The following is a 26,326-nucleotide window of genomic DNA, read 5'->3' as shown; positions in this document are numbered from 1 at the left end:
TTCCGGGTGTTGCGGAGTACGAGTTCGGGGACGGTGGCGCGGCCTCGTGGCGGACGGGTCGGCAGCCTCGCGGCGGAGGTGGCCCGGCCCCGTGCGCGGACGGGGCCGGCGGCCTCAGCCGGCCAGGCCGGCCGCGCGGAACGCGTCCAGGTCCGGACGGATCGTGGCCGTGGGCCCGGAGGTCGGGGCGACCGCGTCCAGCGTCTTGAGGCCGTCACCGGTGTTCAGGACGACGGTGGTCAGGGACGGGTCGAGCACGCCGTCCTCGATCAGCTTCTTGGTCACGCCGACGGTCACGCCGCCCGCGGTCTCCGCGAAGATGCCTTCCGTCCTGGCCAGCAGCTTGATCGCGTCCACGATCTGCTCGTCGTTGACGTCCTCGACCGCGCCGCCCGTACGGCGGGCGATGTCGAGCACGTACGGGCCGTCGGCCGGGTTGCCGATCGCCAGCGACTTGGCGATGGTCTTCGGCTTCTGCGGGCGGACCACGTCGTGCCCGGCCTTGAAGGCCGCGGACACCGGGGAGCAGCCCTCCGCCTGGGCGCCGAAGATCTTGTACGGCTTGTCCTCGACCAGGCCGAGGGCGATCAGCTCCTTGAGTCCCTTGTCGATCTTCGTGAGCTGCGAGCCGGACGCGATCGGGATGACGATCTGGTCCGGGAGCCGCCAGCCCAGCTGCTCGCAGATCTCGTACGCCAGGGTCTTGGAACCCTCGCCGTAGTAGGGGCGCAGATTGACGTTGACGAAGCCCCAGCCCTCGCCCAGCGGGTCGCCGATGAGCTCGGAGCAGAAGCGGTTGACGTCGTCGTAGTTGCCCTCGATGCCGACCAGGTCACCGCCGTAGACCGCGGCCATGACGACCTTGCCGGCCTCCAGGTCGTGCGGGATGAACACGCAGGACTTGAAGCCGGCCCGGCGCGCCGCGGCGCCGACCGCACCGGCGAGGTTGCCGGTCGAGGAGCAGGAGAGGGTGGTGAAGCCGAAGGCGCGGGCGGCCTCGACGGCGATCGCCACGACGCGGTCCTTGAAGGAGTGCGTCGGGTTGCCCGAGTCGTCCTTGACGTACAGACCGCCGGTGACGCCCAGCTCGGCGGCGAGCCGGTCGGCCTGGACGAGCTTGGTGAAGCCGGGGTTCAGGTTGGGCTTGTCGGCCACGTCGGCGGGGACGGGCAGCAGCGGGGCGTAGCGCCAGATGTTGTCCGGACCGGCCTCGATCTGCTTCTTCAGGCCCTCGGGGTCGCCGCTCGGCAGGTCGTACGCGACTTCGAGCGGCCCGAAACAGTCCTGGCACGCGAAGATCGGGCCGAGCGGATTGCGCTGTCCGCACTCGCGGCAGGACAGCGCGACAGCGGGGCCCAGAGCGACGGTGGGGGTGTTTTCGGTGACTTGCACAGCCATGGAGGCGAGGCCCTTTCTCCTCATCTTCCTCGCGGCGAATCTCGCCACGAGACGGATTTGGCACCTTCCCTAGCCGGGAGCCTCGCGCGCGGGACGTCAGCGTCCTTGCGGCAAGACCGGCTGGAGGGTTGCCGGGGCTTCAACGGGCCGTATCCCTCTGCCCCTCTGGATGAGCGGTATGGCGCTGGGCCGAAACCCAGGCGTTTGTGGCGCGGACCCCGACATGCGACGGTCATCCGCGTTGTTCAAGACTGTAACCGACGGCACTGACGGTTGAGATAGTCGTCCGAACCGCGAGATGGATCACAAGGCCGCCGATCCGGCGGCGACCGAGGAGTCGTAGACGTGCTGGAAGAGGTGGAGCGCTGGCTGAGCAGCCGCTCCTGGTCCGCCGCGGACCGCCCGCTGGGGCAGCTGCTGGAGGCGAAGCACCAGTCGGGCCGCACGGTCAGTGTCGTCCTGCCGGCGCTCGACGAGGAGGCCACCGTCGGGGCGATCGTGGCGGTGATCCGCGCCGAACTGATGACCGGGCCGGTCCCGCTCGTCGATGAGCTGATCGTGCTGGACTCCGGCTCCACCGACCGGACCGCCGAGGTCGCCGCGGCGGCCGGCGCCCGGGTGGTCCCCCGCGACAGCGTCCTGCCGCGGCTGCCGGCCCTCCCCGGCAAGGGCGAGGTGCTGTGGCGCTCCCTGCTGGCCACCACCGGCGACATCGTCTGCTTCATCGACGCCGACCTGCGCGAATTCTCCGCCGCCTTCGTCTTTGGGATCGTCGGCCCGCTGCTGACCGATCCGGACATCCAGTTCGTGAAGGCGATGTACGACCGCCCGCTGGAGACCGGCACCGAGGGCGCCGGCGCCGGCCAGGGCGGCCGGGTCACCGAGCTGGTCGCCCGCCCGCTGCTGAACCTGCACTGGCCGCAGCTGGCCGGCTTCGTCCAGCCGCTGGGCGGCGAGTACGCGGCCCGCCGCTCCCTCCTGGAACGCCTCCCCTTCCCCGTCGGCTACGGCGTCGAGCTCGGCCTGCTCGTCGACGCCCTGCACACCGTCGGCCTCGACGCCCTCGCCCAGGTCGACGTCGGCGTCCGCAAACACCGCCACCAGGACGGCCAGGCCCTCGGCCGAATGGCCGCCGCGATCTACCGCACCGCCCAACTCCGCCTGGCACGCGGCCACTTGGTACGCCCCCGGCTCACCCAGTTCGACCGCGGCACCGACGGCTTCGTCCCCCGCACGACGGACGTGGACACCGAGGAGCGTCCGCCGATGGCCGAAATCCCGGAGTACGCGGAGCGGCGGGCGGCGTGAGGGCCGGCACCCCTCGGCCTCCACGGCTGGCGGGTGACGGCTGACGGGTGACGGCATCCGAAGCCGCACCCCGGGCGTGTCGCCGATGCCGACCCCAGCCCTCTGACCTGGCGGATCCGGGTGTCAGGCGGCCCACCTCCCCGAAGTCCCAGGAGGGAAACCCATATTCGCTTACCAGCGAGTAGTCGGGCCTATTAGGGTGGCAGCGTTCTTGATCATTCCGATCTGACCAGGGGGAAGTCTGTTCATGCGTATCTCTACGGGGAAGATCCTCACCGCCGTGACGGCAGTGGGGGTGCTGGCCACTGCGACGCCCGCTCAGGCGCAGTCGGCCGACTCGGCGCAGCAGCCCGTGACCAAGGCTGCCGCCACCTCCGCGGGCACCGAGGTCGCGGCGGCGGGCCTGCGCAAGCTGTACGACGAGCGCTTCACCGTCAAGCCCAACAACGCGCACTACCCGGGCCTCAGGGTGAGCCCGGCCAAGGCGATGCAGTCGCTGAAGCACTGCTTCAACTGCACGTTCCCCGTCAAGGGGGCGCCCAAGAAGTTCCCGAAGGAGAACCAGCGCCTCAACCTTGAGGCCTGCGCCGCCTTCTTCGCCTGCAAGGACGCTCCGGTGCGCTACCACGGCCTCGGCAGCATGAAGAACGCCTGGTACTTCACCGCGGAGAAGGGCCACTTCGACGGCCAGGGCTCGAAGGTCTACTTCAACTTCTACACAGGCTCCAAGGGCTACCTGGAGCTCCATGTCGAGGGCTACGTCACCCACCCGAGCGTGCCCGACTCGCTCAACAAGCGCTTCGCCCTCGAAAAGTGGCAGGACTTCGCCCACAACATGGGCGTCGAACTCGACTGATCCCCCCGCCCACCGCGGAGGGCACGCGTCACCACCACTGCGCCCCCGGTCCCTGGCCTGCCCGAACCGGCCAGGAACCGGGGGCGCTCCCCGTTCCGGACTGTGCGGCGCGGCGTCCACCAGGTCACGGTCCGGGACATCGGCCGACCAGACCGACCGTCCCTCACCCCATTGCTCCCGAGCCAGCCGCGGGACGCCACGGCGCCGGACCGGCTGGAACGCCCGCACGAAGACCCCGGCACCCTTGCGGGCCTCGGCAAGCCCCTCCGAGGTGAGCACACGAGGAGTGGTCACCCGGCCGCGTCTCTTGGCCGCTTCCGTACGTTTGCGCGGATCCGTGGCGGGTTACTGTCGCGACATGGTGTCCGAGCGCAGTGCGGCTGCCCCTGTGGGGGCCGAGGTTCTTGTTGCGTCCAATCGCGGGCCGGTCTCCTACGGCCTGGCGGAGGACGGCACGCTCACCGCGAAGCGGGGCGGGGGCGGGCTGGTGTCCGGGCTGTCGGCCATCGGGCCCGATGTGGATGCGGTGTGGGTGTGTGCGGCGCTCGGTGACGGGGACCGGGAGGCCGTACGGCGGACGGGTGGTGCGCTGGAGCCGGGGGACACCGGCGGGCAGCGGGTGCGGATGCTGGGCATTCCGGCCGAGGTGCATGCCGCCGCCTACAACGGCATCGCGAACTCCGTGCTGTGGTTCGTCCACCACATGCTGTACCAGACACCGCTGGAGCCCGTCTTCGACGCGGAGTTCCGGGCGCAGTGGGCGTCGTACGAGGCCTACAACCGCACTTTCGCCCAGGCGCTCGCCGACGAGGCCGCCGCGGGTGCGGCGGTGCTGGTGCAGGACTACCACCTTTCCCTGGTCCCGGGGATGCTGCGGGCGCTGCGGCCCGACGTACGGATCGCCCATTTCTCGCACACGCCATGGGCGCCGCCGGAGTACTTCCGGATACTGCCGGACGACATCGCCGAGCAGTTGTTGCGGGGGATGCTGGGCGCCGACCGGCTGGGGTTCCTCACCCACCGCTGGGCGAACGCGTTCCGCGCCTGCTGCGCCGAGGTGACCGGCGGCACCGAGAGCACCCGGATCGGTGTGCACGGGCTCGGGGCGGACGCCGGGTTCCTGCGCGAGCGGTCGCAGCGGGCGGACGTCCACGAGCGGATGGCCGCCCTGCGGGAACAGATCGGCACGGGGCCCGACGGGGCGGCGCGCAAGACCGTCGTGCGGGTGGACCGGACGGAGCTGTCGAAGAACATCGTGCGGGGGCTGCTCGCCTACCGCGAGCTCCTGGCCGGGCACCCGTCATGGCACGAGCGTGTCGTGCATGTCGCCTTCGCCTACCCCTCGCGCCAGGACCTGGCCGTCTACCGGGAGTACACGGCGCAGGTCGGACGGCTCGCCGAGGAGATCAACGCCGAGTACGGCACGGAGAGTTGGCAACCGGTCGAGCTGCATGTGAAGGATGACTTCGCGCGCTCGCTGGCCGCGTACCGGCTGGCGGACGTGGCGCTGGTCAACCCGATCCGGGACGGAATGAACCTGGTCGCGAAGGAGATCCCGGTGGTCTCCGACCAGGGCTGTGTGCTGGTGCTCTCCCGGGAGGCCGGGGCGCACGAGGAACTGGGCAAGGACGCCCTCACGGTCAATCCGTACGACGTCAGCGACACCGCGCGGGTGCTGCACGAGGCGCTGACGATGGACGCCGGGGAACGCGGCGAGCGCACGGCGCGGCTGGCCGCTGCCGCCACGGCGCTGCCGCCGGCGCAGTGGTTCCTGGAGCAGTTGCAGGCGCTGCGGGCGCTGTAGGAGGCAGAGGCCCGGCAGGCGGGAGGCGGGACCCGCGCTGACGTGTCCGCTGCGGCGGCCGTTGGTCCCGGCCAGGGGCCCGGGAAGAGGATCAAGCGCCAGGGTTGCCGTGCGGGACGTCGAGGTGATTCAGCCCAGGCGGTCGGCCAGGGCGGCGAGCAGGGCGACGACTCCGGTCGGGCCGTCGACCACCAGGTCGGCGCGGTCGGCCAGCTCGGCGACCTCGTTGCTGCCGCTGCACACCAGGACGCCGCCCAGGCCGTCGGAGCGCAGCTCTTCGACGGCCGCGAAGGCCGCCAGGTCGCCCAGGTCGTCGCCGGCGTACAGGACGGTGGTGGCGCCGGTCTCGCGGACCCAGTCGGCCAGGGCTACGCCCTTGTCCATGCCCGGCGGGCGGAGTTCCAGGACGAGGCGGCCCGGCTCGACGATCAGGCCGTGGCGTTCGGCGAGCGCGGTGAGCGGGCCGCGCAGCTGGTCGAAGGCGCCCTGGGGGTCGGTGGCGCGGCGGGTGTGGACGGCGATGGCGCGGCCGCCCTTGCGCTCGATGGCGGTCTCGACCCAGGTGCCGTGCCAGACGCCGGAGGCATCCAGGACGCCGGGGAGCTCGGCCTGTATGGCGGCGATGCCGGGGGGCGGGGCGGGCGCGTGGACGGTGCCGGTGGCGGCTTCCCAGCGCTCGGCGCCGTAGTGGCCGAGGACGGTGAGATGGTCCAGGCCCGGCGCCTCGGCGAAGCCGCCGAGGCGGACCGCGACGGTGGCCGGGCGGCCGGTGATCACCGCGGCGGCGCGCAGCCGGGGCGCCAGGCGGCCGAGGGCGGCGACGGCACCGTCATGGGCGCGGGCCTTCTCCGGGTCGGGGACGATATCGGCGAGGGTGCCGTCGAAGTCGAGGGCGATGACGGCGCGTTCCGGGTGGGCCAGCAGCGCGGCGAGGCCGTCGCGGCCGGCAGCGGTGCGCGGGGTCGGTACGGATCCGGGTCCGGGTGTCGGCTGGGAGTGCGGCGCGGCGTTCGGGGGGCTGCCCATGGCGCCGACCCTACCGGCGGACGGCGGGCGGCGGGGGTACCTCCACGAGGGCCGGGAGGGTGCGGGGGCGCACCAGGACGGCGCGGTGGGCGCCCGTGTCAGCGGCGGGCAGCTCTCTCGGCGGCGGACGCCCGTGTCGGCCGTCGAGGTCAGCCGCCGGCGGCTGCGTCAGCGGCGGGCGCCGGGGTCAGCGGCGGGCGCGGCGGGCGTCACGGACGCGGCGCAGGCGGTTGACCGTGACGGGATCGTGGGCGAGCGCGCGGGGGTCGTCCAGGAGCGCGTTGAGGAGTTGGTAGTAGCGGGTCGGGGAGATACCGAGCTGTTCGCGGATGGCGCGCTCCTTGGGGCCGGGGCCCGGCCAGGAGCGGCGTTCGACGGCGAGCACCGCCTCGTCCTGGGCGGTCAGCCCCGCGGCGCTCGCACCGGCCGGGCCACCCGTCCCTTCCGGGCCGCCCGTGGCTTCCGCGCCGCCCGTGCCTTCCGTACCGCCCGTCATCACGCTTCCACGATAAGCGCACGGTCGGACCGGGCCCGGCCCCTCGCCCCGGCCGGACCGGGACGGCCGGGGCGAGGGCACCCCACCGGCCCGACCCCGTCGGCCCGCCTTCTCTCCCGCACCCGCGCCCCCGCCGTCATTCGCCGGTGTTGTCCGCGGCGTCCGCGGTGTTCTGGATGTCGGTGAGCACCCCGGCCGGGTTGCCCCGGGGGTCGACCGCGGCGCCCATCTTGGCCTTGACCGTCTTGGAGATCAGCGGCCAGGACGTCTTGTTCGCCGGGTAGAACTCGGCGTTGGGGAGCTGCTTGAGGAAGCCGTGCAGCTTGGTGTACGCGTCGTCGGCCTGCATCGCCTCGGAGGCGGAGGTGGTGACCGGCAGCAGGCCGTAGTCGCCGGAGAACTTCTCGACGTTCTTGTCGCTGTAGACGAAGTCGAGGAACTTGCCGACCTGGGCGCGGTGGCCGCCCTGCTTGAACGCCATCATCCAGTCGGCGACGCCCATGGTGGCCTTGGCCTTGCCGTTGGCGCCGGGGAGTTCGACGCTGCCGTAGTCGATGCCCTTGGCCTCGGCCTGCTTCATCAGGGTGGGGTGGCCGTTGAGCATGCCGACCTTGCCGTCGGCGAAGTCCTGGAAGGCGTCCTTGCGGTTGAGCTTGGCCGGGTCGGTGCCGGTCAGACCCTTGCCGACGAGGTTTTCCTTCAGCCACTTGAAGGTCTTGACGTTCTCCGGCGAGTCGATCGTGTACTTGCCGATGCTGTCGGTGTAGCCGCCGCCACCGCTGAGCATCCACTGCATCGTCTCGGCCTGGGTCTCCTCCGGGCCGAGCGGCAGCGCGAAGGGCATCTTGACGCCACGAGCCTTCAGGAGCTGGGCGTCATGGGCTATGTCGTCCCAGGTCTGCGGCGGGGAGGCGATGCCGGCCTGGGCGAACAGCTTCTTGTTGTAGAAGAGCCGCCGGGTGCTGGCGCCGAAGGGCATGCCGTACTGGACGCGCTTGTATTCGCCGGCCTCCGCGAGGGAGGGGGTGAAGTCGGCCTGGGTGGTGACGTTGAGCAGCTTGTCGACGCCGTAGAGCTGGCCCTTGGCGGCGTAGTCGGCGTAGGCGCCGATCTGGGCGAGGTCGGGTGCGTGGCCGGCCTTGACCAGGTCCTCGACCTTCTTGTCGACGTCCGTCCAGCTGTAGACCTCGACATCGATCTTGGTGCCGGGGTGCTTCTTCTCGTAGGCGCGGGCGAGCTCGTCCCAGTAGTGCCGGGAGCTGTTGGACGGGCTGTCGCCGTAGTCCGCCGCGATCAGTTTGAGGGTGACGTCGTCGCCGCTACCGGAGCCGCTGCCGCAGCCGGTAAGAGTCAGCGTCATGGTGGTGGTGATGACCGCCGCCAGGCTCAAGTACCGCCGCTGCACCGCTGTTTACCGCCCTTTGTTCTGAAAATCCGTGCTTGCCGGGGCGCCTGGCCCCGCCGTCTGCGGGGTCCCCCCTGCAACGGCATGAACAGCGGGCCGGGCCCGCTGTTCATACCCGAGTCTCCCCCGCGGCCTTTACAAGGTCTACACCACCCCCCGTTTCGCGGAGGCGCAGGCCGTCGGGCCCCTCCCTGTGAGCTCCCTCCGGACAGTCCCTCCGGGTGATCCGATCGGTGAGTGGACTAGACCTTTCGGGGCGGATCGCGCGAAACTGTTCCCGTGAGACACGTCATCGCCCTTGATGTGGGCGGCACCGGTATGAAGGCCGCCCTCGTAGGGGTGGACACGGCGCCTTCCGGGGAGACCGCCACCGGTCCTCCCGTGCTGCTGTACGAGGCACGGCGCCCCACGGGCCGGGAGCGGGGCCCCGACGCGGTGGTCGAGGCCGTCCTCGGCTTCGCCGCCGAGCTGCGTGACCTGGGCGCGGCCCGCTTCGGCGTCCCCGCGGCGGCGGCCGGCGTCGCCGTCCCCGGCATCGTCGACGAGCGCTCGGGCACCGCCGTCTACGCCGCGAACCTCGGCTGGCGGGACGTCCCGATGCGGGCGCTGCTGTCCGAACGGCTCGGCGGGGTGCCGGTCGCCCTCGGCCACGATGTCCGCACCGGCGGTCTGGCCGAGGGCCGGATCGGTGCCGGGCGGGGCACCGAGCGGTTCCTGTTCGTCCCGCTGGGCACCGGGATCGCGGGCGCCATCGGCATCGGCGGCCGGATCGAGGCCGGCGCGCACGGCAGCGCGGGAGAGATCGGCCACATCGTCGTACGGCCCGGCGGACGCGTCTGCGGCTGCGGTCAGCGCGGCTGTCTGGAGACGGTGGCCTCGGCCGCCGCGGTCGGCCGTGACTGGGCGGCGGTCTGCAAGGATCCGCAGGCCGGCGCGGCGGACGCGGCCAAGGCCGTGGAGTCCGGCGACGAGCGGGCCCGCGCCGTCTGGCACGACGCCGTGGACGCCCTCGCCGACGGCCTGGTCACCGGGCTCACCCTGCTCGACCCGCAGACCCTGATCATCGGCGGCGGACTCGCCGAGGCGGGCGACACGCTGTTCACGCCTCTGCGGGAAGCGGTCCGCCGCCGCGTTACGTTCCAGCGGCTCCCCTCGATCGTCCCGGCGGCCCTGGGTGACGCCGCCGGGTGCCTGGGCGCAGGCCTGCTCGCCTGGGATCTTCTCTCCACGGAGGTAACCGCCTGATGGCACGGCAACAGTTTGCGCAGCGGCCCTCGGACCCCGGACGCACCGTACTGACCGGCGCCCGGATCGCCCGGCCGTCCGGCGTCGTCGAGCCCGGCCGGATCACCGTCGAGGGCGGCCGGATCGGCGACGTGCACAGCCGGGAGGCCGATCTGGACGAGGCGGTGGCCGGACGGGTGGTGGACCTGACGGACCACCTCATCGTCCCCGGCTTCGTCGATATGCACGTCCACGGCGGAGGCGGCGGCTCGTTCTCGTCCGCCGACCCCGAGGAGTGCATGACGGTGGCCGAGACCCACCGCCGGCACGGCACCACCTCGATGGTCGCCTCCACCGTCACCGGCGAACTGACCGACCTCGCCCGGCAGGCCGCGGTGCTCGCCGAGCTGATCCAGCAGGGCGAGCTGGCCGGTATCCACTTCGAGGGCCCGTTCATCTCCGCGCACCGCTGTGGCGCCCACCAGCCGGAGCTGCTGCGCGATCCGGACCCGGCCGACGTCCGCAAACTGCTCGACGCCGCGCACGGCACCGCGTCGATGATGACCGTCGCTCCCGAACTGCCCGGCGGCCTGGAGTCCGTACGGCTGCTGGCCGACGCCGGGGTGATCGCCGCCCTCGGCCACACCGATTCCGACTACGACGCCACGCGCCGGGCCATCGAGGCCGGCGCCACCGTCGCCACCCACCTCTTCAATGCGATGCCCCCGCTGGGCCACCGCGCGCCGGGCCCGGTCGCGGCCCTCCTGGAGGACGAGCGGATCACCGTCGAGCTCATCAACGACGGCACCCATCTGCACCCGGCGATCCTGCAGCTGGCGGTCCGTGAGGCCGGCGCCGGACGGGTCGCGTTCATCACCGACGCCATGGGCGCGGCCGGGATGAACGACGGGATGTATCCGCTCGGCCCGATGCAGGTCGAGGTCAAGGACGGTGTCGCGCGGATCAGCTCGGGCCCCACGGCCGGTTCGATCGCCGGCTCCACCCTCACCCTGGACCGGGCCTTCCGGCGCGCGGTCACCCTCGACGGCCTGACGGTCGGCCAGGCCGTACAGGCGCTTTCGGCCACCCCGGCCCGCCTCCTGGGCATCGACGACCGGACCGGCTCCCTGCAGACCGGCAAGGACGCCGACCTGGTGGTGCTGGACGCGGCGTACGAGCTGGTGGGGGTCATGCGCCGGGGCGAGTGGGTGGTGCGCCCGAAGGGGGCCTGACGCCGGGCGGGGCGGCTGCCCGGCGCCGGGCAGCGGCGGCGGGCGTAACGCCCGGCGGGACGGCCGGTCAGGGGCAGGGCGGCGGTCAGGGACACGGTCGGCTGACGGGCCTCCGGCGGCTCCGGTACACCCGGGAGCGGGCCGGGTCTGGGCCAACGACCACCAGCGATGGCATGATCGCTCGCGCACTTGTCCGTATGCCACCGCCGCGCGCGGTGGCCCGACGCCCGGCCGCCCGGCCATGACTGCCCGGAGGGGCGACCATGATCCTCACGGTCACGCTGAACGCCGCCCTGGACATCACCTACCGCGTTCCCCGGCTCCAACCCCACGCCACGAACCGGATCACCGAGGTGTCCGAACGCCCCGGCGGCAAAGGCCTGAACGTCGCCCGGGTGCTGGCCGCCCTCGGCCACCGCACGGTCGCCACCGGCTTCGCGGGCGGCGGCACCGGCGAGGCGCTGCGCGCGCTGCTCGCCGAGACCGACGTCACCGACGCACTGGTCCCGGTCGGCGGCGCCACCCGCCGCACCGTCGCCGTCGCCGACGCGAGCAGCGGGGACACCACCCAGCTCAACGAGCCGGGCCCCATCGTCACCCCCGCCGAATGGGACACCTTCCTCGGCACCTACCGCGAACTGCTGGGCGAGGCGCGGGCGGTGGCGCTGTGCGGCAGCCTGCCGCCGGGCGTCCCGGTCGACGTCTACGCCCGGCTCACCCGGGCCGCGCGCAGCGCCGGCGTCCCGGTCCTGCTGGACACCAGCGGCGAACCGCTGCGCCGGGGCCTGGCCGCCCGCCCCGACCTCGCCAAGCCCAACGCCGACGAACTCGCCGCCCTCACCGGCAGCACCGAACCGCTGCGCGCCGCCCGCGACGCCCGCCGCCGCGGCGCCCATGCGGTCGCCGCCTCACTGGGCCCGGACGGCATGCTCGCGGTCACCGCCGACGGCGCCTGGCAGGCCGCGCCGCCACAGCGGATCGCCGGCAACCCGACGGGCGCCGGCGACTCGGCGGTGGCCGGTCTGCTGTCGGGGCTGGTGGAGGAGCTGCCCTGGCCGGACCGGCTGGCCCGTGCGGTGGCTCTGTCCGCCGCGACCGTACGCGCCCCGGCGGCGGGCGAGTTCGACGCGGCGACGTATGAAGAGCTGCTGGCGCGGGTGGTGGTGACGAGCGCTCACCCCCCGTCCGGCCCGGCCCGCTGAGCAGCAACGCACCGGCCCACCACGGCCGGACGGCGCTCCACGGCAGGCATCGGACGGCGCACGCGCACACCCACCTGCGATCGCCCCACTGCAATCGCCCAACGAAAACGGTGTGCCGCGGGGACCGTTCTTCCCTGCGGCACACCGTCGGCACCTACCGGACCGTCGCCGGCCCGGCCGTCGTCAGCGCTTGACCTGGCCCGCCTTGAGGCTCACCTTGTCCAGGTTGAAGTCGCACTTGTTGCCCTGCTCGCACGAGATCTTGATGGTGTTCGTGCCCTTGTTCAGCTGGATCCAGGCGAAGGTACGGGTCCAGCCCTTGTCCCACTCGCCTTCCTTCGCCCCCGCGAAGTTCTCCATGTTCAGCTTCGTCGAGCGCGGCTGGCCGTTGATGGTCAGCGAGGAGTCGGCGTCCTTGCCCGGTACGCCGTAGCCGACGAAGAGCGTGTAGTCGCCGGACCGGGGCACATCGACACTCCACGTGGCCGACGCGCCAGGGGTGTTCATACCCGCCACATACGTGCCGCCGTCCGAGCGGGCGCCGGGCACGTCCTTGGCCGTGGTCGCCCCGCCGTCGAGCCGCAGGCTGCCGGCGTCCTGGGCGGGCAGCTTGCCGGGAGCGGGCTTCTTGGGCTTGCCACCGGGGTGCACCTTGCCACCGGCCGACGGCTCCGACTTGCCCGCGGTGTCGTCCTGGGAGTTCTTGCCGTTGGTGAGCATCGCGACGCCGATGCCTATGCAGACCACCGCGACGACGGCGACGGCGCCTATCAGCAGGCCATTGCGGCCACGGCGCGGCTCCTGGCCGCCGCCGTTGCCCGGGCCCGCGCCCGGACGCGCGCGGTCCCCGCCGGGCAGCGTTTCCGGCGCGGCGTAGTGGGCGTTCTGCTGCCCGTAGGTCACCTGCTGCGGGGCCTGCTGTCCGTACTGGCGCTGGCCGACCGCCCGCACCTGGTTGTAGGAGGTACGCGGGACACCGGGCTGCCGCGCCGCCGCACCGTCGCCCGACGGGCCCGATGCGCCGCCCTCGCCGCCTTCCGAGCGGTAGAGGTAGCCGAACGGGTCGTCGTTCTCCGGCGTGTCCGCGCCGTTGTTGCCGGCCGTCATTCCGTGTCACTCCCAAGCGATCTGTGCGCGTCTGGACGCGTCTTCCCGCGTGCGCTGTCGTCTGCCGCGCGAACTGGTCTGGCGGGCCCCCGGCGGCACCGCGCCGCATCGGCGCAGCCTACCCCCTCAGGGCCTGCGCACACCGAGCCCGAAGGGCCACAAGATCGCTACGGATCGGTGAACTGCTGGTGTGGGGGCCGTGGGATGCCGGGTGTGAGATACGCGGCATCCGGCCCGGGGCGAGGCGGGCGCCCCGGGCGGCGGGAGCTCCGGCCAACGGGGGCGCTACGGGCGACAGGGCGCTACGGGCGACGGGGCACCCCCGGGCGACGGGAGCGACCCGGCCACCCGCCGGCGCCGGCCGCTCCGCCCGCGGCTCACCCGGCCGCCCGCCGGTTCGCCTTCGAGCGGGAGCGCTTTTCGACGTACATCCGCTGATCGGCCGACTCCAGCACTTCCTCGGCCGTCATCCCGCAGCTCGCCCAGCCGATGCCGAAGCTGGCGCCCACCCGGACCGCCCGGCCCTCCACCCGGATCGGCGGGATGATCGCGTTCCGCAGCCGGACCGCGAGATCCTGGGCGTCGGCGGTGCCGAGACCGTCGGCGAGCACCACGAACTCGTCGCCGCCGAGCCGGGCGACCGTATCGCCGTCCCGGACGCCGCTGGTCAGCCGGCGGGCGACCTCGATCAGCACCGCATCGCCGGTGTTGTGCCCGAAGCGGTCGTTGATCGACTTGAAGCCGTCGAGATCGCAGAAGAGGACCGCGAGCCCCTTGGAGCCGTCGTCGGCCGGCCCGTCCGCGGGGGCGACGAGGTGGACGTGGTGGTCGAACGGGGCCGGGGGCCCGCCCTCGAAGCCGTCGAGCCCGTCGAACGGCTCCTTGCCGTCCGGCCGGAAGCCGGGCGCCTCGTGGGGATCGGTGTGCAGGACGCGCGAGGAGGCGTAGGCGTCCGCCATCGAGCCGGGCGTGCGGGCGCACAGCCGGGCGCCGAGCCGGGCCCGCAGCTCCGCGCTGTTGGGCAGTCCGGTCAGCGAATCGTGGCTGGCGCGGTGCGCGAGCTGCAGCTCGTGCCGCTTGCGCTCCTCGATGTCCTCGACATGGGTGAGCAGGAAGCGCGGCCCGTCGGCGGTGTCGGCGACGACGGAGTTGCGCAGCGAGACCCACACGTAGGTGCCGTCCCGGCGGGCCAGCCGCAGCTCGGCGCGGCCGCCCTCGGCGGAGGTGCGCAGCAGCGTGCCGATGTCCTCGGGGTGGACCAGGTCGGAGAAGGAGTAGCGGCGCATCCCGGAGGCCGGGCGGCCCAGCAGCCGGCACAGCGCGTCGTTGGTGCGTAGCAGCCGCCCGTGCTGGTCCCCGCCCATTTCGGCCACGGCCATCCCGCTCGGCGCGTACTCGAAGGCCTGCCGGAAGCTCTCCTCGCTGGCGCGCAGCGCCTGCTGCTCGCGCTCCAGCCGGACCAGGGCGCGCTGCATGTTCGCCCGCAGCCGGGCGTTGCTGATCGCGATGGCGGACTGGAAGGCGTACATCTGCAGGGCTTCCTGGCCCCAGGGGCCGGGCCGCCGGCCGTTGCGCGGCCGGTCGACGGAGATCACTCCCAGCAGATCGCCGCCGCCGTTGGACGCGGTGTACATGGGCGCGAAGAGGCGGTCCATGGGGTGCCACTCGTCGGGGAAGCGGGGCACGGGCCCGGCCGTGTGCCACTGCGGTACGTCGTCGTCATCGAGCACCCAGCCCTCGGTGTGCGGGATGAAGACCAGGTCGCCCCAGCGCTCGCCCATGGCCAGCCGGCGCTCCCAGGAGGTGCGGGAACCGGCCCGCCCGGCCATCAGCGCCTCGGCGCCCGCGCTGCCGGCGACCGCGGCGACCACGAGATCGCCGTCGGGGCGGACGAGGTTGACCGCGGCCAGCTCGTAGCCGAGCCCGTTGATCGCACCGTCGGCGACCGTCTGCAAGGTGTCCGCGAGACTACGTGCGGTATTCAGCTCGGCGACCACTTGGTGCAGCTGCCGCAGGGTCGCAAGACGGACGTATGGCTCCGACTCGGTCTCCATCGCTCGCTCTCCCTGAGACCTCGACAGCAAACTCCACGATTCTTTGTCGTCCGATTCCACGCTCACTGAATCACAGTGAGCTGTTCACTCGGTACACAGGGTCAACAATTAGCGCCTCCTGTGACTCAAGTCACAAAGCCCGAAGGGTGTTTGGCGATCTTCCATAAACCCGCCACGGGAGCTCGCCTTCACTCTTTCTACACTTGCTGAACGCAAATTTCCGAGTGTTCCGGACTTCCGTCGTCAGACCTAGGACGCGGCTGGTCCCCGGGCCCGATGCGCGGCGCGGGCCGGCGAAGTTAGCTTTTATGGCGTGTTCACGAAAAGCCCTGCCGATACGGCGGCCTCCGGGCCCACCGCCCCTTCCGCACCCGCCGTCGCCCTCACTTCCACGCCGGACGGGGCGCGCATCCCGCATTCTGTTGGAGTGAGTGACGACGAATTCCGTGCCGCCCTGTCCCGCCTCGCCGCAGGCGTGGTGCTGATCACCGCCCGCGACCCGGACTACGGGCCGCACGGCGAGGACGTCGGCATGACCGCCACGGCATTCCTGTCGGTCTCCCTCGACCCGCCGCTCGTGATGGTGAGCGTTCGCAACGATTCACGGATGGACGACCTGCTGGCGCTGCAGCCGCTGTGGGCCGTGTCGGTGCTCTCGGGGCATCAGCGGCAGATCGCCGGCCGGTTCGCGATGAAGGGGCGGATCAGCGACCGGCTGCTCTTCGAGGACCTCAAGTTCGTACGGGGCGAGGTGTCCGGTGCCCCGCTCATCGGCGGGGCGCTCGCCACCATGGAGTGCCGTACCGAGCAGCGGGTGGTGGCCGGCGATCACACGCTCGTCATCGCGCGGGTCCTGGCCACGACGCTGCCCAGCGAGGACGACGGGCCGCTGACGTACTTCCGGGGGAAGTACCGGCAGTTGGAGTGAGGGGCGCACCCTGCCGGGGTGAGCGGGGACGGCCAGGGGCGATGCCTGCGGGACGGGCGGATGGCCGGGGAGGGCCGGGGGCGGCCGGGGGACGGCGCCCGCGGGGCCGGTCAACGCCGGTTGCGGCCCGGTCAGCCCCAGTCGCGGCCCGAGCGGCCGCGCTTGGTGTCGCCGCGCTGCTTCTTCTCCCGCAGCCGCCGCTCGTTGATGCCCCGTGGGATCCGCGACTTGCGGCGCGGCTTGGGCGGCGGCGCCGTGGCCTCGGCCAGCAGCGCGGCCAGCCGGACGGCGGCGGTCTCGCGGTTGCGCCACTGGGAGCGGTGCTCCGAGGCCCGTACGGACAGCACGCCGTCGGTCAGCCGGCCCGCCAGCCGCTCCAGGGCGCGCTCCTTCCACACCGGCGGCAGCGCCTGCGTCCTGCCGAGGTCGAAGCGCAGCTCGACCTGGCTGTCGCTGGTGTTGACGTGCTGGCCGCCCGGACCCGAGGAGCGCGAGAACCGCCAGACGAGCTCGGCCTCGGGAAGGACGACCGCACCGCGGATGACATGGGGCCCGGACATGCGTCCTATGATCTCGCGCGCCACGGGACCCGTCACCCGCTTTTCCTGGTCCATTGCGGCACATCCGGCATCAGGATTCGGCAAAGAAAGTAAAGAGAGCTGGAACCTCCCGGACCTCTGATGGCGTTGTGGTGGGTGACGGTAGCTTCGTCCGCAGTACGGAGCCCGACGCTTCGACGAGTCGACAAGGAAAGGGACTTCCCATGGCTGTAAGCCTGTCCAAGGGCGGCAACGTCTCCCTCACCAAGGAGGCACCGGGCCTGACCGCCGTCACGGTGGGCCTCGGCTGGGACGTCCGGACCACCACCGGCACGGACTTCGACCTCGACGCGAGCGCCATCGCGGTCAACGGCAACGGCAAGGTCTACTCCGACCAGCACTTCGTCTTCTTCAACAACAAGGCGACGCCCGACCAGTCGATCGTGCACACCGGCGACAACGTCACCGGCCAGGGCGAGGGCGACGACGAGCAGATCAACGTCAACCTGGCGGCGCTGCCGGCCGACATCGACAAGATCGTCTTCCCGGTCTCGATCTACGACGCCGAGAACCGCAGCCAGAACTTCGGCCAGGTGCGCAACGCGTTCATCCGCATCGTCAACCAGGCCGGTGGCACCGAGATCGCCCGCTACGACCTCAGCGAGGACGCGGCCACCGAGACCGCCATGGTCTTCGGCGAGCTGTACCGCAACGGCGCGGAGTGGAAGTTCCGCGCGGTGGGCCAGGGCTACGCCTCGGGCCTCGTCGGCATCGCGCAGGACTTCGGCGTCAACGTCTGAGCCACGCCCGCACCCGGCGCGGCCGGGTCAGCGCACGGAGGGCCGGTTCCCCAGGGGGGCCGGCCCTCGGCGCGTTCGGGGGGAAGGAGCCGGGGAGCGGGGCGCCGGCGGGACACATGCGGGCGGGGCGCCGGGCGGGCGGGAACGGCCGGAGACGGGCACGGAGACCGGCGCGGGCAGGCGGGGCGCGGGTGCCTCTCCGTGCGGCCCATGCGGGCGTCCGCGCGCCGCACCGGCGTGACACCATCAAGGCGTGATCGACCTCGGCTACTCCCTCTCCCGCCGCTTCCCGGACCCGCCGCAGACGGACTACCGGACCGCGGACGTGCGCGCGCTGCGCCACGACCTCTTCTGCGGCGATGTCTACCTCGCCGACACGAAGACGGACCGCGAGCTGTCCACGGCCTGGGGCTGGGTGCCGGTCCTCGACTTCGCCTGGGCACTGTGCGACATCGTCGAACAGCTCGACACCGACCCCCGGGGCAACCGCTCCGCCCGCCCCGTCCACGCCGAGCTGGACTTCACCGAATCCGCTGACCGGATCTTCTTCGAGCGCCGCTTCGGCTGGGTGGACGTGGACGCCGACTGGATGGCCGCCGACGAGGCCCCGCTCACCTTCCAGCACGCCGCACTGCGCCGCGAGGCCCGCGACTTCCTGCACGACCTGATCGCCGACCTCACCGATATGCACGACGGCCTCGGCGACAACCCGGCCATCTGGGACCTCCAGGCCCGCTTCCCCCGCGTCTGAGCGCCCGGCCGGCCGGGCGGCTCACTCCACCCGCACCCCTATCTGGGCCGCGAACGCCGGGGCCAGATCCAGCAGTTGGGACGCGCTGATCACCGCGCCCGACAGCCGGTCGATCCCCCGGGCGACATCCAGCGCGGCCGCGCCCCGCAGATCGACGTCCTTCATCCGCGCCTCGGAGAAGTCCACCCGCGCCAGCGTGCAGTCGTCGAAGGTCACCCGCTCCAGCTCCGCCCCCGCGAAGTCCGCTTCGACCAGCACACAGCCCTCGAAGGCGACATCCCGCAGCTTCGCCTTCCGCAGATTCGGGAAATCGATCTTCCCGCCGCGCACCACGACGCGCTGCAGCACCGCGCCGTGCAGCTGGGTCCCGCCGAGCCGGGCGTCCCTCACCTCCACATCCCGCAGGGATGCCTGGGAAAGGTCCGTGCCGACGCCGCGGACGCCGCTCAGCACGCTGTCGATGATCCGCGCCCGGCTGAGCACCGTCTCGTCGAGCGCACAGCGCCGCAGCGCGCAGTCCAGGAAGCGCGCGCCGCGTGCCGACTGCCCGGCCCAGTCGGCGTCCGCGAACTCCAGCCCGTCGTAATCCCCCTCGGCCTCCAGCTCACCGCCGTCGTACGCCGCCAGCTCCGGCAGCCGGACCTCCGGCCGACGCACCGCCCGCACCGTCTCCGCACCGCGCCCTGCCACCGGGCCACCGCCTTCCTGCCGTCCGAGCCGCCCGCCGTCCGAGCCGTCCGCCGTCCCGGCCCACGCCCGCCGCTGCGGCCCGCGCCCGGACTCCGGTCCACGCCTGCACACCCCATCGTGAACCACACCACTGACAACGCACCCTGACCTGCAGAAATACCCGGCAGCCCGCGGCGGAGGCGCGGCCGCGGCGGCAGGCCCCCGCTGCAGGGCTCCCCGGCCGCAGCCGCCCCCGGCCGAAGCGGTCGGCCCCCTACCGCACCACCGCCATCTCCCGGGCCGTCTGGTTCAGCCGTCGCCCGCCCGACTCCGTACACGTCACGATGTCCTCGATACGGACCCCGAACCGCCCCGGCAGATAGATCCCCGGCTCGATCGAGAAGCACATACCGGGGACCAGCGGCAGATGCTCGCCCTCCACCAGATACGGCGGCTCGTGCGTGGTGACCCCGATGCCGTGGCCGGTGCGGTGGATGAAGTACTCGCCGTACCCGGCCGCCTTGATGATCTTCCTGGCCACCCGGTCGATGTCCTGGCACGCGACGCCCGGCCGCACCGCCTCGAACGCCGCCTGCTGCGCCTCCCGCACGATGTCGTGCACCTTGCGCTCCTCGGCGCCCGGCGTCCCGACGTGCACGGTCCGCGAAGTGTCGGAACCGTACCCGTCCTTGAGGCCACCGAAGTCGAGCACGACCATGTCGCCCTCCTCGATGACCCGTTCCCCGGCCTCGTGGTGCGGATTGGCGCCGTTGGGGCCCGACCCGACGACCGTGAAGTCCACCTGGCTGTGCCCGTGCTCGGTCAGCAGCCGCGCCAGGTCCGCCGCCACCTCCCGCTCCCGCCGGCCGCCGAAGCGCACCCCCAGGATCTCCTCGTACGTCGCGTCCGCGGCGGCGCCGGCCGCGGCCAGCCGCGCCACCTCATGGGCGTCCTTGACCGCGCGCAGCATCGGCAGCGCCTCCGTCAGCGCGGTGTATGCGGTCCCCGGCAGGCACCGCTGCAGCCCCAGCAGATGCAACGCCCACGTCCCGTCGGACACCCCGTACCGCCCCTGCGGATCCACCCACTTGGCGACCTCCGCATACGGCTGTGAGCCGTCGGTCCACCCCGACACCTCCATCGCCGGGGCCCCGGCCGAGCGCTCCGCGTCCGGATACTCCAATACGGGCACCAGCAGCCGCGAGCGCCGCCCCGGCTCGATCACCAGGGCGGTCAGCCGCTCGGTGTCCGCGGGCGGACGGTAGCCGCACAGCCACACCAGATCCGGCCCCGGCGTCACGATCAGCCCGGCCAGCCCGGCATCGGCGGCGGCCCGGCCCGCCCGGTCCATCCGCCGCTCGTAGTCCTCGTGCGTCATCGAAGTCACCATGCCGGTGAACTTACGCCGGTACGACCCTGCCGGCGCGTCAAAAAACCTTTCCGGCGGGCCTCTTCCCCCTCCCGTTCACCCGGCCGTCCGCCCCTGGCCCCGGCGGGCGCAGCACCGGTCCGCCCGCCGGGCCTGCCCTCGTTACTCCGGCCCCCCGTTACTCCGCACCCGCTCGCCGATACGGCCGCGGTACGCGTGCAGGGCGCGTGCGCTGTTCCAGCCGAGTACGCCCACCACGCGGCCGCCCTCCTGGTAGAGCGCGACGAACCTGCCCGTCCGCGGATCGCCCTCGACACAGGTGATCCGGGCATCCGCGGGACACCGGCCGTGGAACTGGATCCTGGCGTCGTACTGGTCGGTCCAGCCGAACGGGACCGGCGCGTAGGGCACCGCGTCCTCAGGGCTGGCGAGGAGGTTCCTGGCGACGGCGAGGGCCTGGGTGGTGGCGTTGGTGCGCTGTTCGAGGCGGACGCGGTCGCCGGTGACCGGGTCCGGCCAATTGGCGACGTCGCCTGCCGCGTAGACCCCGGGGGCGGCGCGGCAGTGGCTGTCGCAGAGCACGCCGTCCCCCAGGGGGACCGTGGAGTCGGCCAGCCAGTCGGTGGCCGGCACCGAGCCGATCGCGACCACGACCACATCGGCGGGGAGCCGGGAGCCGTCGTCGAGCACCACCTCGGTGACCCGGCCGTTCCCGCCGGTCAGGCCGGCGACGCCGCGGCCCATCCGCAGCCGGACCCCGTGGTCCTGGTGCAGTCCTGCCACCAAGTTTCCCACCCAGGGGCCGACTTGTGCGGCCAGCGGGGTGGGCGCGATATCGACGAGGGTGACGTCCAGGCCCAGCCCCCGTGCGGTGGCGGCGATCTCGCTGCCGAGGAATCCAGCGCCGATCACCACGACCCGCGGGCCGCCCAGCAACTGCGTACGCAGCGTCAGGGCGTCGTCGAGCGTGCGCAGTACGTGCACCCCGGCCAGGTCGTGGCCGAAGGGCAGCCGGCGGGGCCGCAGCCCGGTCGCGATGACCAGGCCGTCGTAGCGCAGCCGGTCCCCGTCCTCCAGGGTGACGGTGCGGGCCGTCGTGTCCACGCCGGTCGCCCGACAGCCCAGGCGCAGCTCGGCCTTCAGGCGCCCGAGGTCGGCGTCCTGGCGCAGCACGGTCGTCTCCGGTTCCCGCTCACCGGCCAGGACCTGCTTGGACAGCGGCGGCCGGTCGTAGGGCGCCCGGGGTTCCTCCCCGACCATGGTCAGCGTCCCGGCGAAACCCTCGCGGCGAAGGGCCTCGGCCGTGGTGAGCCCCGCGGCCGAGGCGCCCACCACGACGATCCGTTCCTTCTCGGGCACTACTTCAGCACCTCGATGGCCAGCGCCGGGCAACGGGCGGCGGCGTCCTCCACCGAGGAGTGCTGCTCCTCGGGCGGCAGGGCGTCCAGGAGGACGACGACGCCGTCGTCCTCCCGCTGGTCGAAGACCTGGTCTGCGGCCAGCACACACTGGCCCGCGCCGACGCACTTGTCCTCGTCGATGACGACCTTCATCGGGATTCCTCTTCTTCCGTTTCTTCCGTGGTGGGGGTGCCGGATGCCGGCCGTGACGCCGGCTACCAGGTCACGGGCAGCGCGTGGACGCCGTAGATGAGCATGTCGTCGCGCATCGGCACCTCCTTCGCCGGTACGGCCAGCCGCAGGGAGGGGAACCGGTCGAAGAGGGCGGACAGTGCGGCCTTCATCTCCACCCGGGCCAGTTGCTGGCCGATGCACTGGTGGGCGCCGTGCCCGAAGGCCAGGTGCGGGCTGTAGGGCCGCTGCACGTCCAACTGGTCGGGGTCGCCGGTGAACTGGTCGGCGTCACGGTTTCCCGACGTCAGGGACGCGAGCACCGTGGTGCCGGCCTCGATGCGGTGGCCGTCCAGCTCCAGGTCCTCGCGCACCACACGGCGCAGGCCGAACTGAATGATCGTCAGATACCGGAGCAGTTCCTCGACGGCGTTGTCCCAGAGCGAGGCGTCCGCGCGCAGCGCCGCCAGCTGGTCGGGGTGGTGCAGCAGGCACATGGTGCCCAGCGCGATCATGTTCGCGGTCGTCTCGTGCCCGGCGAGCAGCAACAGCGCGCCGACGCCCGCCATTTCCTCGTCGGTGAGCCGGCCGTCCTGCACCAGGCCGCTGAGGATGTCGTCGGTGGGGCGGGCACGCTTGGCCTGGACCAGTTCGTGGATGTGCTGGTTCATCGCCAGATGCGCCTGCTGGACCTCCTCCTGGCTCGCGTCCAGCCGGAGCATGTTGCTCGAATTCCGCTGGAAGTCCGCACGGTCCGCGTACGGCACCCCCAGCAGCTCGCAGATCACCAGCGAGGGGACGGGCAGGGCGAAGTCCCGGAGGAGGTCGACCGGCTGCTCGGCGGACGCCATGGCGTCCAGGTGCTCGGCCACGATCCGCTCCACCGCGGGCGCCAGCTGCCGCATCCGGCGCACCGTGAACTGGCCGGTGAGCAGCCGGCGGATCCGGGTGTGCTCCGGGCCGTCCATCATGATGAACATCCCCGGCGGGGGCGGCGGCACCGGTGTGCCGGCGGGCACGGAGCCACCGGTGCGCGCGGGCCGGCGGTTCGCGCCGAACCGTGGGTCGGCCAGCACCGTCCGTACGTCGGCGTGCCGGCTGACCAGCCAGCCGTCCGTCCCGTCCGGGAAGGTCACCGGCGTGATCGGGGCCTCTTCGCGCAGCGTCCGGTACCCCTCGGGCGGGCTGAACGGGCAGGTCCGCTCGGTGGGCTGGGTCCGGGCGTCGGGCCGGGGCCGGGTGGTGGACTGGGTGTCGGTCATCGGACGGTCCTTTCCATGGGGGGCCGGGTTGGCGGGGTGTGTGCCGGGTTGGCGGGGTGTGCGGAATCGGTGGCGTGTACGGGGCCGGTGGGGCATACGGGGTCGGCGGGGCGTGCCGGGTCCGCGCTCAGGTCGGCGTCTGCGGGGCAGGCGGCGTGCGCGGGGAGGGCGGCGTGCGCGGGGAGGCCGACGTGCGCGGGGAGGGCGGCGTCGCAGCGGTGGCCGCCGAGGGCCCGCAGGTAGACCCGCCAGCCCAGCAGGGCGCCGAGCGCGAAGACGAGCGGCCCGAAGACATCGACCGAGCCGAGGGCGACGGCCTGGCCGGACAGGAACAACGGGAGCTGGACGGTCAGCATCAGGACGTTCCCCGTGAAGAGGACGAGGCTGCCCCTGGCGAAGGCCCGGCGGCGCACCGCGCAGCGGCGCCACGCGGTCCGCTCGCCCGTGAGCAGCCCCGCCATCACCCCCAGCGGCGGCCACCCGAGCAGGATCAGCACCGGTGCCGCCACGGCCATCGCGCAGTGCAGCACCAGGTGCGGGAGGAAGAAGCTGGTGGCCTGCCCGGTCCGTGCGGCCAACGCGCCCTGGACACAGACGAAGCCGAGGATCCCCAGCGCGCGCCCCACCGGCTCCTTGCGCACCAGCCGGTGGATGAAGGCCCCGGCCCCGGCCGTGAAGGCGAGCGTCAGCGCGACACCGAGCCGGTGGGTGAGGGCGAAGGTCAGGGTGAATCCGAAGGCGGGCGCGATATCGATCACGGTGCCGCGCAGCCGGCTCCGCACGGCGGCCCCGACGGCATCCACACCGCCGGCTTCCTCATGTGCGGCTGGGTCCACGGTCTCTCCAGGCTGCTCGGCGGACGGTGCTCTTTCCGGTGTCGTGGCTCAAGAGAAACCGCCCTCGCTGACCCGTCGCGGTCAGCAACCTGACCGTTGCCTGACAGCCTCCGCGGGCCGGGGTAACGTCTGCCGCGCCCGCGGACCGGGGCCAGGGGCCGGAACCGGCAGTCAGGAACCAACCGGTCAGGCAACCGACAGTCAGGCAACCGCCGGCCAGGCGCCCGCCGGTCAGGCAACCGCCGGCCAGGGAACCGCCGGCCGCGGCGACTCGTTGTCGTGACCGCAGACTCCGTGACCGATTGGTGCCCGCCATGCCCTCCGCCTCACAGACGAGTGACGCACCGTTGCCCCGGGGAACGGGGCAACGGCTGCTCGTCGTGGATGACGACCCGCGGATGGCGGAGCTGCTGGAGACCACCTTGGGCCTCGCGGGCTACACGGTGGCGACCGCGGGCTGCGGTGCGCAGGCCCTGAGCGCGTACGAGGCGCAGCCCCCGGATCTGCTGGTGCTGGACGTCATGTTGCCCGACATGGACGGTTTCCGCCTGTGCCGGCGGCTGGTGGAGAACGGGGCGCGGCTGCCGGTGCTGTTCCTGACCGCGCGCGATTCCGTCGAGGACCGGGTGACGGGCTTCGCCATGGGGGCGGACGACTACCTCACCAAACCCTTCAGCCTCCCCGAACTGCTGGCCAGGGTGCACGCCTTGCTGCGGCGCGCGGGCCGGTCCGCGGAGGAGAGTCCGATGCTGCGTTTCGCCGACCTGAGCGTGAACGAGCGCAGCCGGCGGGTGCGCCGCGGGGACCGGCTGATCGCGCTGTCCCCGACCGAGTACAAGCTGCTGCGCTACCTGCTGATCAATGCCGACCAGGTGATGTCGAAAGAACAGATCATGGACCACGTCTGGCAGCACCGCTTCGGAGCGGGCGTCGTCGAGAAGCTGGTGTCCCGGCTGAGGGCGAAGGTGGACGACCGGTCCCCCGCCCTGATCCACACGGTGCGCGGCTTCGGCTACAGCCTGCGCCTGCCCGGAAGCGGCTGAAGTGGCCGCCGCCTGGCGCGGCTCCTTGCGGGCGCGGCTGATGGTCGGGGTCGTCCTGCTGGCGGCCGGGGGCATGGTGGCCGTCAACGCGGTGTCGCTGATCGGGCTGCGCCTCAACCTCATCGATGTCGCCGACGCCACGCTCGCCAAGGCCCGCACCGCCGTGCAGCACCGGCTGAACGACCGGGCGGCCCCGGTCAACTCGGCAGGACTCAACTCCCTCATCCCCGACGGCGTGTACGTCGCGCTGGCCGACGACCACGGCAAGGTGGTCGCCCAGACCCCGGCACGTGACCTGGGCGGGCAGCTCCGCGCCCGCCCCGACCTGCCGTCGCCGGTCCCGGACAGCTTCGCCGACCGTCCCCGCACCCTGTCGGCGAAGAGTGCGCCCGTACCCCGCTACCGCGTCCTGAGCTTCCCCGTCGGCCCGTCCGCCACGGTCCGGCCCGCGCCCGGCGCACCGCCCCAGCGGTTCAGCACGGTCGTGGTCGCCAAGAGTCTCCAGCCGGGGGAGGACGTCGTCTACTGGCTGATCGGCGCCGATGCCGCCGCCACGCTGGCCGCGCTCGGCGGCATCGTGCTCCTCAGCCGCGGCGTACTCCGCGTGGGCCTGCGGCCGTTGCGCGACATGGCCGCCACCGCGAAGGCCGTCGCCGACGGCGACATCGACCAGCGCATCGAGGTCGCCCGACGCCACTCCGAGGTGGGAGAGGTCGCCACCGCCCTCAACCGGGCGTTCGACGAACGGCAGCGGTCCGAGGAACAGCTACGGCAGTTCGTGGCCAACGCCTCGCACGAACTGCGCACCCCGCTGACCACGATCCGCGGCTGGGCGCAACTCCATCTGCACGGTCTGGCCCAGGATCCCGAACTCATCGAGCGGGCGATGCTGCGCATCGAGGGCGAGGCGGCCCGGATGCACGCCACGGTCGAAGAGCTGCTGCTGCTCGCCCGGCTCGACCAGGGCCGCCCGCTCGCCGGCGCACCGGTGAACCTCGGCACGCTCGTCAAGGAAGCCGTCGGCGATGCCCGGGTCCGCGACCCCGGCAAGCCGGTCACCGTCGAGCTGGAGGGCGAGGTCTTCGCCTGCGGCGACGAGGACCGGCTCCGGCAGGTGCTGCAGAACCTCCTGAGCAACGCACTGCGCTACACCCCTTTGGGCACCCCCATATCGGTGGGCGCCCGTGCACTGCCCGGCGACACGGTGGAGCTGACGGTCCGCGACCAGGGCCCCGGTATGCCCCCCGAGACCGCCGAGCGCATCTTCGAACGCTTCTACCGCGGCGAGGAGTCCCGCGACCCGGCCGCCGGCGGCACGGGCCTGGGCCTGAGCATCGTCAAGTCGATCGCCGAAGCACACGGCGGCACGGTGACGGTCCACACCGCACCCGGCAAGGGCAGCACCTTCACCGTCATCCTGCCTGCGCCACGATGAGCGGCCGGCGG

The 26,326-nt window shown here is 72.6% G+C and carries 24 protein-coding genes, 1 pseudogene and 1 riboswitch; of the genes and pseudogenes, 11 read left to right on the top strand and 14 right to left on the bottom strand.

The genetic code is table 11. The features are described from left to right. Positions 1–114 precede the first annotated feature (114 nt). Positions 115–1,398 (bottom strand): threonine synthase, encoded by a 1,284-nt coding sequence (gene thrC / locus CFW40_RS21280; RefSeq protein WP_176956420.1) that lies wholly within the window; start codon positions 1,396–1,398, stop codon positions 115–117. A 17-nt stretch (positions 1,399–1,415) separates the two neighbouring features. After that, positions 1,416–1,574, bottom strand: a riboswitch (SAM riboswitch). Between the two features lie 169 nt (positions 1,575–1,743). Here thrC and CFW40_RS21275 point away from each other — a divergent pair. Both CFW40_RS21275 and CFW40_RS21270 read left to right on the top strand, forming a co-directional pair. Then, a complete protein-coding gene (locus tag CFW40_RS21275) occupies positions 1,744–2,706 on the top strand; it encodes a glucosyl-3-phosphoglycerate synthase (protein ID WP_088799381.1) in 963 nt (320 codons plus the stop codon). A 247-nt stretch (positions 2,707–2,953) separates the two neighbouring features. Next, complete coding sequence (locus CFW40_RS21270) at positions 2,954–3,562, top strand: hypothetical protein (protein WP_088799380.1); 609 nt, start codon at positions 2,954–2,956, stop codon at positions 3,560–3,562. A 93-nt stretch (positions 3,563–3,655) separates the two neighbouring features. Here CFW40_RS21270 and CFW40_RS38200 read toward each other — a convergent pair. Beyond that, positions 3,656–3,841, bottom strand: a pseudogene (locus tag CFW40_RS38200) (GntR family transcriptional regulator); the annotation flags it as partial. Between the two features lie 79 nt (positions 3,842–3,920). Here CFW40_RS38200 and CFW40_RS21260 point away from each other — a divergent pair. Then, a complete protein-coding gene (locus tag CFW40_RS21260; RefSeq protein ID WP_088799379.1) occupies positions 3,921–5,366 on the top strand; it encodes a trehalose-6-phosphate synthase in 1,446 nt (481 codons plus the stop codon). A 129-nt stretch (positions 5,367–5,495) separates the two neighbouring features. Here CFW40_RS21260 and otsB read toward each other — a convergent pair whose 3' ends face one another. From otsB to CFW40_RS21245, 3 genes are all read right to left on the bottom strand, one after another. Continuing rightward, positions 5,496–6,392, bottom strand: a complete 897-nt coding sequence (gene otsB, locus CFW40_RS21255; protein WP_088799378.1) for a trehalose-phosphatase — start codon at positions 6,390–6,392, stop codon at positions 5,496–5,498. 187 nt (positions 6,393–6,579) lie between these two features. After that, entirely contained in the window at positions 6,580–6,888 is a 309-nt protein-coding gene (locus tag CFW40_RS21250) for a DUF3263 domain-containing protein (RefSeq protein WP_256331350.1), read from the bottom strand. A 136-nt stretch (positions 6,889–7,024) separates the two neighbouring features. Further along, the gene (locus CFW40_RS21245) at positions 7,025–8,293 is read right to left on the bottom strand and encodes an extracellular solute-binding protein (protein ID WP_176956421.1); all 1,269 of its coding nucleotides are present in this window, start codon (positions 8,291–8,293) and stop codon (positions 7,025–7,027) included. A gap of 279 nt (positions 8,294–8,572) precedes the next feature. Here CFW40_RS21245 and CFW40_RS21240 point away from each other — a divergent pair, with 279 nt between their 5' ends. From CFW40_RS21240 to CFW40_RS21230, 3 genes are all read left to right on the top strand, one after another. After that, positions 8,573–9,538, top strand: a complete 966-nt coding sequence (locus tag CFW40_RS21240; protein WP_088799377.1) for an ROK family protein — start codon at positions 8,573–8,575, stop codon at positions 9,536–9,538. Then, on the top strand, positions 9,538–10,749 hold the full coding sequence (nagA, locus tag CFW40_RS21235) for an N-acetylglucosamine-6-phosphate deacetylase (RefSeq protein WP_088799376.1): 1,212 nt from the start codon (positions 9,538–9,540) through the stop codon (positions 10,747–10,749). Before CFW40_RS21240 ends, nagA begins: the two co-directional genes overlap by 1 nt. 263 nt (positions 10,750–11,012) lie before the next feature. Then, on the top strand, positions 11,013–11,951 hold the full coding sequence (locus CFW40_RS21230; RefSeq protein WP_088799375.1) for a 1-phosphofructokinase family hexose kinase: 939 nt from the start codon (positions 11,013–11,015) through the stop codon (positions 11,949–11,951). A 183-nt stretch (positions 11,952–12,134) separates the two neighbouring features. Here the strand turns inward: CFW40_RS21230 and CFW40_RS21225 are convergent, their stop codons facing one another. Both CFW40_RS21225 and cdgB read right to left on the bottom strand, forming a co-directional pair. Continuing rightward, positions 12,135–13,058, bottom strand: a complete 924-nt coding sequence (locus tag CFW40_RS21225; protein ID WP_088799374.1) for a carbohydrate-binding protein — start codon at positions 13,056–13,058, stop codon at positions 12,135–12,137. A gap of 377 nt (positions 13,059–13,435) precedes the next feature. Next, the gene (gene cdgB / locus CFW40_RS21220) at positions 13,436–15,112 is read right to left on the bottom strand and encodes a diguanylate cyclase CdgB (protein ID WP_088799373.1); all 1,677 of its coding nucleotides are present in this window, start codon (positions 15,110–15,112) and stop codon (positions 13,436–13,438) included. A gap of 313 nt (positions 15,113–15,425) precedes the next feature. Between cdgB and CFW40_RS21215 the strand changes: the two genes are divergently transcribed. Beyond that, positions 15,426–16,040 carry a flavin reductase family protein gene (locus CFW40_RS21215; protein ID WP_088799372.1) on the top strand — a complete coding sequence of 205 codons (615 nt, stop codon included), beginning with the start codon at positions 15,426–15,428 and terminating at the stop codon, positions 16,038–16,040. A gap of 131 nt (positions 16,041–16,171) precedes the next feature. Here the strand turns inward: CFW40_RS21215 and arfB are convergent, their stop codons facing one another. After that, the gene (gene arfB, locus CFW40_RS21210) at positions 16,172–16,600 is read right to left on the bottom strand and encodes an alternative ribosome rescue aminoacyl-tRNA hydrolase ArfB (RefSeq protein ID WP_088802263.1); all 429 of its coding nucleotides are present in this window, start codon (positions 16,598–16,600) and stop codon (positions 16,172–16,174) included. 203 nt (positions 16,601–16,803) lie between these two features. Between arfB and CFW40_RS21205 the strand changes: the two genes are divergently transcribed. Both CFW40_RS21205 and CFW40_RS21200 read left to right on the top strand, forming a co-directional pair. Then, complete coding sequence (locus CFW40_RS21205; RefSeq protein WP_006603875.1) at positions 16,804–17,379, top strand: TerD family protein; 576 nt, start codon at positions 16,804–16,806, stop codon at positions 17,377–17,379. A 253-nt stretch (positions 17,380–17,632) separates the two neighbouring features. After that, positions 17,633–18,130, top strand: coding sequence for a hypothetical protein (locus CFW40_RS21200; protein ID WP_088799371.1), 498 nt, complete (start codon positions 17,633–17,635; stop codon positions 18,128–18,130). 21 nt (positions 18,131–18,151) lie between these two features. On the opposite strand, the gene CFW40_RS21195 is transcribed toward CFW40_RS21200, so the two are convergent. The 6 genes from CFW40_RS21195 to CFW40_RS21170 all read right to left on the bottom strand — a co-directional run bounded on the left by CFW40_RS21195 (position 18,152) and on the right by CFW40_RS21170 (position 23,837). Next, complete coding sequence (locus CFW40_RS21195) at positions 18,152–18,796, bottom strand: pentapeptide repeat-containing protein (protein WP_088802262.1); 645 nt, start codon at positions 18,794–18,796, stop codon at positions 18,152–18,154. Positions 18,797–19,073: 277 nt separating this feature from the next. Then, complete coding sequence (locus tag CFW40_RS21190; protein WP_088799370.1) at positions 19,074–20,177, bottom strand: aminopeptidase P family protein; 1,104 nt, start codon at positions 20,175–20,177, stop codon at positions 19,074–19,076. Between the two features lie 153 nt (positions 20,178–20,330). Continuing rightward, on the bottom strand, positions 20,331–21,527 hold the full coding sequence (locus CFW40_RS21185) for an NAD(P)/FAD-dependent oxidoreductase (protein ID WP_256331351.1): 1,197 nt from the start codon (positions 21,525–21,527) through the stop codon (positions 20,331–20,333). After that, a complete protein-coding gene (locus tag CFW40_RS21180) occupies positions 21,527–21,721 on the bottom strand; it encodes a ferredoxin (protein ID WP_088799369.1) in 195 nt (64 codons plus the stop codon). The genes CFW40_RS21185 and CFW40_RS21180 overlap by 1 nt, the downstream gene beginning before the upstream one ends. Positions 21,722–21,783: 62 nt before the next feature. Next, on the bottom strand, positions 21,784–23,001 hold the full coding sequence (locus CFW40_RS21175; protein ID WP_088799368.1) for a cytochrome P450: 1,218 nt from the start codon (positions 22,999–23,001) through the stop codon (positions 21,784–21,786). After that, positions 22,998–23,837, bottom strand: a complete 840-nt coding sequence (locus tag CFW40_RS21170; protein ID WP_088799367.1) for a DUF3159 domain-containing protein — start codon at positions 23,835–23,837, stop codon at positions 22,998–23,000. The genes CFW40_RS21175 and CFW40_RS21170 overlap by 4 nt, the downstream gene beginning before the upstream one ends. 380 nt (positions 23,838–24,217) lie before the next feature. On the opposite strand from CFW40_RS21170, the gene CFW40_RS21165 reads away from it, so the two are divergent. Together CFW40_RS21165 and CFW40_RS21160 are read left to right on the top strand one after the other, a co-directional pair. Continuing rightward, positions 24,218–24,880, top strand: coding sequence for a response regulator transcription factor (locus CFW40_RS21165; protein ID WP_088799366.1), 663 nt, complete (start codon positions 24,218–24,220; stop codon positions 24,878–24,880). A gap of 1 nt (position 24,881) precedes the next feature. Then, positions 24,882–26,315: a cell wall metabolism sensor histidine kinase WalK gene (locus tag CFW40_RS21160; protein WP_088799365.1), complete on the top strand. Its 1,434-nt coding sequence runs from the start codon at positions 24,882–24,884 to the stop codon at positions 26,313–26,315. Positions 26,316–26,326: the final 11 nt, after the last annotated feature.

Origin of the sequence: Streptomyces sp. 2114.4 (assembly GCF_900187385.1) — a bacterium.
Lineage (GTDB): Bacteria > Actinomycetota > Actinomycetes > Streptomycetales > Streptomycetaceae > Streptomyces > Streptomyces mooreae.
Note: the sequence above shows the minus strand (reverse complement) of the source record. Positions and strands in the feature narration are given on the sequence as shown.

What these genes read in the sequence shown, in the direction of transcription:
- thrC (WP_176956420.1), bottom strand. Translation starts at nt 1,398, where the DNA reads ATGGCTGTGCAAGTCACCGAAAACACCCCCACCGTCGCTCTGGGCCCC.
- CFW40_RS21270 (WP_088799380.1), top strand. Translation starts at nt 2,954, where the DNA reads ATGCGTATCTCTACGGGGAAGATCCTCACCGCCGTGACGGCAGTGGGG.
- CFW40_RS21260 (WP_088799379.1), top strand. Translation starts at nt 3,921, where the DNA reads ATGGTGTCCGAGCGCAGTGCGGCTGCCCCTGTGGGGGCCGAGGTTCTT.
- otsB (WP_088799378.1), bottom strand. Translation starts at nt 6,392, where the DNA reads ATGGGCAGCCCCCCGAACGCCGCGCCGCACTCCCAGCCGACACCCGGA.
- CFW40_RS21250 (WP_256331350.1), bottom strand. Translation starts at nt 6,888, where the DNA reads ATGACGGGCGGTACGGAAGGCACGGGCGGCGCGGAAGCCACGGGCGGC.
- nagA (WP_088799376.1), top strand. Translation starts at nt 9,538, where the DNA reads ATGGCACGGCAACAGTTTGCGCAGCGGCCCTCGGACCCCGGACGCACC.
- CFW40_RS21230 (WP_088799375.1), top strand. Translation starts at nt 11,013, where the DNA reads ATGATCCTCACGGTCACGCTGAACGCCGCCCTGGACATCACCTACCGC.
- CFW40_RS21225 (WP_088799374.1), bottom strand. Translation starts at nt 13,058, where the DNA reads ATGACGGCCGGCAACAACGGCGCGGACACGCCGGAGAACGACGACCCG.
- cdgB (WP_088799373.1), bottom strand. Translation starts at nt 15,112, where the DNA reads ATGGAGACCGAGTCGGAGCCATACGTCCGTCTTGCGACCCTGCGGCAG.
- arfB (WP_088802263.1), bottom strand. Translation starts at nt 16,600, where the DNA reads ATGTCCGGGCCCCATGTCATCCGCGGTGCGGTCGTCCTTCCCGAGGCC.
- CFW40_RS21205 (WP_006603875.1), top strand. Translation starts at nt 16,804, where the DNA reads ATGGCTGTAAGCCTGTCCAAGGGCGGCAACGTCTCCCTCACCAAGGAG.
- CFW40_RS21190 (WP_088799370.1), bottom strand. Translation starts at nt 20,177, where the DNA reads ATGACGCACGAGGACTACGAGCGGCGGATGGACCGGGCGGGCCGGGCC.
- CFW40_RS21180 (WP_088799369.1), bottom strand. Translation starts at nt 21,721, where the DNA reads ATGAAGGTCGTCATCGACGAGGACAAGTGCGTCGGCGCGGGCCAGTGT.
- CFW40_RS21175 (WP_088799368.1), bottom strand. Translation starts at nt 23,001, where the DNA reads ATGACCGACACCCAGTCCACCACCCGGCCCCGGCCCGACGCCCGGACC.